The sequence below is a fragment of the Pseudomonas sp. K5002 genome, assembly GCF_013386655.1.
Taxonomy (GTDB): Bacteria; Pseudomonadota; Gammaproteobacteria; order Pseudomonadales; family Pseudomonadaceae; genus Aquipseudomonas.
This window is the reverse complement of record NZ_JACARK010000441.1, coordinates 1-1,910: the sequence shown is the minus strand read 5'-3', so window position 1 is coordinate 1,910 and position 1,910 is coordinate 1. Positions and strand designations below refer to the sequence as shown.

Annotated in this window: 2 protein-coding genes; one reads left to right on the top strand and one right to left on the bottom strand. The window is 62.9% G+C overall.

Annotated elements, in window-relative coordinates; all coding sequences use genetic code 11:
- Nucleotides 1–1,616: TonB-dependent siderophore receptor (locus tag HX846_RS19900; RefSeq protein WP_178965956.1), on the top strand; the 1,616-nt coding region annotated here is incomplete at its 5' end.
- Here the strand turns inward: HX846_RS19900 and HX846_RS19895 are convergent.
- Nucleotides 1,617–1,910 (bottom strand): LysR substrate-binding domain-containing protein (locus tag HX846_RS19895; RefSeq protein ID WP_256739843.1); only part of this gene is annotated, 294 nt, incomplete at its 5' end.

Sequence of the window (1,910 nt, the reverse complement as noted above, 5' to 3'; positions counted from 1 at the left end):
GCCCGCAGAACGTCGGCGGCATCGTCAACTTCGTCACGCGCGCGATTCCCGATGCGCCAACGGTGAAAGGCGGCCTGCAAACCGAAACCAGCCCGTCTTCCAGCCACGATGGCTTCAAGACCACCGGCAACCTGCTGGCCGGCGGCACGGCGGACAACGGCCTGGGCGGCGCGATCCTGTATTCCGGCACCCGTGGTGGTGATTGGCGCGAGAACAGCGACACCCGCATCGACGACCTGATCCTCAAGGGCAAATACCAGCTGGACGACGCCAACAGCTTCAACGCCATGGCGCAGTACTACGAAGGCAAGGCGGATATGCCCGGTGGTTTGAGCACTGCGGCCTACAAGGCCGACCCGTACCAGTCCACCCGCCCCTACGACCAGTTCTGGGGCCGGCGCACCATGTTCAACGCAGGCTATCGCTACCAGGAAGACCGCCGGGAATTCACGGTCAACAGCTTCTTCACCACCACCCTGCGCAGCGGTTACCTGGACCAGGGCAATTTCCTCTCCCTGTCGCCCCGCGAGTATTGGGTACGCGGCCTGGAAACCCGTTTCGCCCAAGGCTTCGACCTCGGCCCAACCAGCCACGAAGTCGGCGTGGGCTACCGCTACATCAACGAGGCCGGCCACGAACTGCGCTACCGCACGCCGATTTCCGCCAATCAGCAACTGCCGACCACCGACAGCCGCAACGACCGCGACACCCGAGGCAGCACCGAAGCCAATGCGTTCTTCGTCGACGACCGGATAGATATCGGCAAGTGGACCATCACCCCGGGCATCCGCTACGAGATGATCGAGTCCCAGCAGACCAACAACCTCAGCAACGTCAAATACAAAGGCGACTACAACACCGCCCTGCCGGCGCTGAACGTGCTCTACCACCTGACCGACGACTGGAACCTCTATGCCAACACCGAAGGTTCGTTCGGCAGCGTGCAGTACAGCCAGATGCCCAACCGCGTGACCAGTGGCGAAGTGAAGCCGGAAAAAGCCCGCACCTGGGAACTCGGCACACGCTATGACAACGGCACCTTGCGCGCCGAGATCGGCGCGTTCCTGATCAACTTCGACAACCAGTACGACAGCAACCAGACCAACGACACCGTGATCGCCCGCGGCGAAACCCGCCATCAGGGCATCGAGTCCAGCATCAACTACGCCCTCGACGGCTTGAGCCCGGCGCTCGCCGGTTTTGATGTGTACGCCACCTACGCCTACGTCGACGCCACCATCCGCGAAGACGGCCCGAACAAAGGCAACCGCGTACCCTTCTCCTCCAAGCACAAGGGCACCCTGGGTGTGGGTTACACCGAAGGTCGCTGGAAGTTGAACGTGGACAGCAGCTACCAGAGCAGCCAGTTTGCCGACAACGCCAACACTGAAGCAGAAAGTGCTGATGGCAGCACCGGACGCATTCCTGGCTACATGCTGTTCAGCAGCCGCGCGGCGTACGACTTTGGCCCGCAGCTGTCGGATTTGAACGTGGCGGTGGGTGTGAAAAACATCTTCAACAAGCAGTACTACACCCGCTCGTTTGACGATAACAACAAGGGCAAATACGTCGGCGAGCCGCGCACGCTGTATGTGCAGACGTCCATCGCGTTCTGATCAGCTACCCGCCAGGCACGACGGTGTGCCGGCCACCAACGCGTCGATGGCGCACCGGGTCTTGGCCGGCATGTGCGTCGCCGTGGGCCAGATGACATGGATCGGCATCGGTTGCTCGCGGTGGCCCGGCAGTACCGCCTGCAGTTGCCCGCGCAACACGTAGTGGGCGATCAGCCAACTGGGCAACCAGGCCAGGCCGACCCCGGCGATGGCGGCATCGGCCACGGCCTGCAGGTCATCGAGGATCAACGGCGAGGCGACTCGCTCGCGGTGCGGGGCATTGCTGCGATAGGC